The sequence below is a fragment of the Halomonas sp. genome (assembly GCF_041689495.1).
GTDB lineage: Bacteria > Pseudomonadota > Gammaproteobacteria > Pseudomonadales > Halomonadaceae > Halomonas.
The window spans coordinates 1-4,781 of record NZ_JBDNGD010000257.1 but is presented as its reverse complement, the minus strand read 5'-3'; the positions used below and the strand labels follow the sequence as shown (position 1 = coordinate 4,781).

General features: G+C 65.8%; 4 protein-coding genes. All 4 read left to right on the top strand.

Going from position 1 to position 4,781, the window contains the following annotated elements; all coding sequences use genetic code 11:
- Nucleotides 1-326 precede the first annotated feature (326 nt).
- Complete coding sequence (gene pheA / locus ACESMD_RS09090; RefSeq protein WP_372612421.1) at nt 327-1,418, top strand: prephenate dehydratase; 1,092 nt, start codon at nt 327-329, stop codon at nt 1,416-1,418.
- Nucleotides 1,419-1,420: 2 nt separating this feature from the next.
- Entirely contained in the window at nt 1,421-3,670 is a 2,250-nt protein-coding gene (locus ACESMD_RS09085; protein ID WP_372612419.1) for a bifunctional prephenate dehydrogenase/3-phosphoshikimate 1-carboxyvinyltransferase, read from the top strand.
- Nucleotides 3,667-4,359 (top strand): (d)CMP kinase, encoded by a 693-nt coding sequence (cmk, locus tag ACESMD_RS09080; protein ID WP_372612417.1) that lies wholly within the window; start codon nt 3,667-3,669, stop codon nt 4,357-4,359. The genes ACESMD_RS09085 and cmk overlap by 4 nt, the downstream gene beginning before the upstream one ends.
- A gap of 182 nt (nt 4,360-4,541) precedes the next feature.
- The coding region (locus ACESMD_RS09075; RefSeq protein WP_372612415.1) for a S1 RNA-binding domain-containing protein at nt 4,542-4,781 on the top strand (240 nt) is incomplete at its 3' end.

Sequence of the window (4,781 nt, the reverse complement as noted above, 5' to 3'; positions counted from 1 at the left end):
GTTTGCCAGTAACAACCTCGCCCGATAAATCGGCCTCCCACGAAAAGCAAGGACGGTGACAATGATAGGTGGGAGGCCGGCTCTGCCGGGTGAGACGTTTGCCAGTAAGAACCTCGCCCGATAAATCGGCCTCCCACGAAAAGCAAGAGCGGCGGCAATGACAGGTGGGAGGCCGGCTCTGCCGGGCGAGGTTTTTCCCGGCCAACCTCTCGAGCGCTGAAGCGCCCTCCCACGAAGGTCAACACCTCGTCGTCGGAGATGTTGCTTGCTAGGCCGATTCAACGGGCGAGCTTTTGTATCAGACACCATAATTCAGGGGACACAAGATGACCGATACCCCCAACGACCTCGAGGCTTTGAGGCAGCACATCGACGCCGTGGACGACGATATCCTGCGCCTGATCAGCGACCGGGCGGCCACCGCCCAGCGCGTGGCCCAGCTCAAGTCCTTGGAAGATCCCCAGGCGGTCTTCTATCGCCCCGAGCGCGAGGCACAGGTGCTGCGCCGGATCATGTCGCTCAATACCGGCCCGCTGGACAACGAGGAAATCGGCCGCCTGTTCCGCGAGATCATGTCCGCCTGCCTGGCCCTGGAGCAGCCGATCAAGGTCGCCTATCTGGGACCGGAAGGCACCTTTACCCAGCAGGCGGCAATCAAGCATTTCGGCGAGAGCGCGGTGAGTCTGCCCATGGCGGCCATCGATGAGGTCTTTCGCGAGGTGGAGGCCGGCGCCGTCAACTACGGGGTAGTGCCGGTAGAGAATTCCACCGAGGGCGTGATCAACCACACCCTGGATTCCTTCATGGATTCCGGGCTGCGCATCAGCGGCGAGGTGGTGCTGCGCATCCATCATCACTTGCTGGTGGCCGAGACCACCCGGCGCGACAAGGTCTCGCGGATCTACTCGCATCCCCAGTCCTTCGCCCAGTGCCGCAAGTGGCTGGATGCCCACTTTCCCCAGGCCGAGCGGGTTCCGGTTTCGTCCAATGCCGAGGCCGCGCGCCTGGTCAAGACCGAGTGGCACAGCGCCGCCATTGCCGGCGACATGGCGGCCAAGCTCTACGGCCTGTCGCGACTCGCCGAGAAGATCGAAGACAGCCCCGACAACTCCACGCGTTTCCTGGTCATCGGCAGCCAGGTCGTGCCCATGTCCGGAGAGGACAAGACCTCCATCGTGGTGGCCATGCGCAACCAGCCGGGCGCCCTGCACGAGCTGCTCGAGCCTTTCCACCACCACCAGATCGACATGACGCGCCTGGAGACCCGGCCGTCACGCACCGGGGCCTGGAACTACGTCTTCTTCATCGACTTCAAGGGCCATGTCGATGAGCCCCGTGTCAGTGCGGTGCTCGAGGAAGTCAAGCTGCGTGCCGCCGAACTCAAGGTGCTGGGCTCCTACCCCATGGGTGTCCTCTAGGCATGAGGCTCGATGAATCGCGCATCCTGATCGTCGGCCTGGGCCTGATCGGCGGCTCGCTCGCCGCGGCGCTTCGCGCGGCCGGCCATGAGGGGCCTGTCATATCCTGCGACCCCGACGAGAGCGAACTCGCCCTGGGCATCGAAAAGGGCCTGATCGACGGCGGCGAACCCCGTTTGGCGCCGCTGGTCGAGGGCGCCTCGCTGATCGTCCTGGCGGTGCCGGTGCTGGCCATGGCATCGGTGATGCGCGAGCTGGCCGGTTGCATGGATCGCGCCGCCCCGGACCTGGTGATCACCGACGTGGGCAGCACCAAGGGGGCCATTCGTGACGCCGCCATCGCCGCATTCGGCGAACTGTCGCCCCGGCTGGTGCTCGGCCATCCCATCGCCGGCTCCGAGAAGAGCGGGGTGGCCGCCGCCAATCCGCGACTCTTCTGCCGCCACAAGGTGATCCTGACCCCCGACGCCACGACCGATCGCGATGCCCTTGCCCGTGTGCGCAGGCTCTGGCAGGCCTGTGGCGCCGAGGTGCTGGAGATGTCGGTCGAACGCCATGACCAGGTCCTGGCGCGTACCAGCCATCTGCCGCATCTTCTGGCCTTCTCGCTGGTCGACACCCTGGCCCGTCAGGACGACCGCCTGGAGATCTTCCGTTATGCCGCCGGTGGCTTTCGCGATTTCACTCGCATCGCCGGCAGCGACCCGGTGATGTGGCGCGACATCTTCATCGCCAACCGCGATGCCGTGCTGGCCTCCCTGGACGATTTCGAGGTCGGCGTGGCGCGTCTCAGGCATGCCGTGGAGGCGGGTGACGGCGATGCCATGCTGGCGATCTTCGACCGCGCCAGCCATGCCCGGCACTACTTCGAATCCCTGCTCAACCAGACCAGTTATCAGGCGGAATACCAGATGCAACACGACGGCAAGCGGCGTTATCGCGTCAGTCCCGGGGGCACGGTCAAGGGGCGCATCCGCGTGCCCGGCGACAAGTCCATCTCCCACCGTTCCATCATGCTCGGCGCCCTGGCCGAGGGCGTCACGGAGATCAAGGGCTTCCTCGAGGGCGAGGACAGCCTGGCGACCCTCCAGGTCTTCCGCGAGATGGGCGTGGCAATCGAAGGCCCGCACCAGGGCCGCGTGAGCGTCCACGGCGTGGGCATGCACGGCCTCAAGGCGCCGTCCGGCTCGCTCTATGTGGGCAACGCCGGCACCGCCATGCGGCTCTTCGCCGGCTTGCTGGCCGGCCAGGCGTTCGACTCCGAACTCACCGGCGATGTCTCGCTGACCAAGCGGCCCATGGGCCGAGTCGCCAATCCACTGCGCCTGATGGGCGCCCGGATCGACACCGCCGAGGGCGGTCGTCCGCCGCTGCAACTCCACGGTGGCAAGGCGCTCAAGGGCATCGACTACGCCATGCCCATGGCCAGTGCCCAGGTGAAGTCCTGCCTGCTGCTCGCCGGGATATACGCCGAGGGCGAGACCCGGGTCCATGAGCCGGCGCCGACCCGCGACCACACCGAACGCATGCTGACCGGCTTCGGCTACCGGGTCGAGCGTGACGGCGACACCTGCTGGCTCGAGGGCGGCGGGACCCTGACCGCGGCACCCATCGATGTGCCCTCGGACATTTCCTCGGCGACCTTCTTCCTGGTGGCAGCGGCGATCACCCCGGGCTCGGATCTGGTCCTCGAGCACGTCGGCATCAATCCCACCCGCATCGGCGTGATCAACATCCTCACGCTGATGGGCGCCGACCTGCGGCTGTCCAACGAACATGAGGTCGGCGGCGAGCCGGTCGCCGACCTGCGCATCCGCCATGCGCCGCTCAAGGGCATCGAGATCCCCGTGGATCAGGTACCGCTGGCCATCGACGAGTTCCCGGCGCTGTTTATTGCCGCCGCCAATGCCGAAGGCGTGACCCGCCTGCGGGATGCCTCCGAGCTGCGCGTCAAGGAGTCCGACCGCCTGGCGGCCATGGCCGACGGCCTGACGGTGCTGGGCGTCGAGAACACCCTGCATGCGGATGGCATCGATATCGTGGGCAGTGGCGGTGAGGGGGCAAGCTACGGAGGCGGGCGGATCGACAGCCAGGGCGATCACCGCATCGCCATGGCCTTCGCGGTTGCCGCCCTGCGCGCCGGCGGCGAGATCCTCATCGATGACTGCGCCAACGTGGCCACGTCCTTTCCCGGTTTCGTCGACCTGGCCCGCCGGGTCGGCCTGACGCTCGCCGACGAGGAGGGCGCATGACAGCGACTCCCATTCCCGTCCTCACCATCGACGGGCCGGGTGGCGCCGGCAAGGGCACCATCAGCCGGCTGATCGCCGAGCGCCTGCGCTGGCACCTGCTTGACAGCGGTGCCCTCTATCGCCTCACGGCGCTGGCCGCGGCAAAGCACGAGGTGGCGCTGGACGACGAGGCGGCGCTGGCCAAGGTGGCCGTCGGTCTCGATGTGGTCTTCCTCACCGAGGAGGGCACCATCCGAGTACTGCTTGAAGGCAGCGACGCTACCCACACCATCCGTACCGAGCAGATCGGTGATGCCGCCTCCCGGGTGGCCGCCTTGCCGGCGGTGCGCCAGGCTCTGCTGCAGCGCCAGCGTGACTTCCGCCAGGCACCAGGGCTGGTCGCCGATGGCCGGGACATGGGCACCGTGGTATTCACCGACGCGCCCCTCAAGATATTTCTCACCGCGAGCGCCGAGGAACGGGCGCATCGGCGCCACCTCCAGTTGCAGGAATCAGGAGTGGATGCTAGTCTATCGAGTCTTTTGAAGGAGATTCAGGCACGCGATGCACGCGACATGCAGCGCAGCGTGGCCCCGCTCAAGCTGGCTGATGATGCCATCACCCTTGGCACCACGCGCCTGACGATACCGGAAGTGGTGGATCGGCTGACCGAACTGCTGACCGAACGGGGTCTGGCAACCGGCACCTGACTCTCTCTTGCGGCGCCTTCGGCAGGATGTCATGACATGGTCGGACACGTTTTCTACGGGAAGTCCGACCAGGTCGAACCAGCGCCAACATCCCCGAAGGTCTGGTAAATAAGGCCCGCGCTCGCTGGTGGTGCGGAGAAGGCGGACATCGCCGTACTCAACGTTGATCACGTAGGAACATCATGAGCGAAAGCTTTGCTGAACTTTTTGAACAGTCTCTCAATGACATCAACATGGAGCCGGGCGCAATCGTACTGGCGTCCATCGTCGACATCGATGGTGATTGGGTCACCGTCAATGCCGGCCTGAAGTCCGAAGGTCAGATTCCCTCCGCGCAGTTCCGCGATGAAAACGGCGAATTGACCATCTCCATCGGTGACGAGGTCCATGTCGCCCTGGAAGCCGTCGAGGATGGTTTCGGC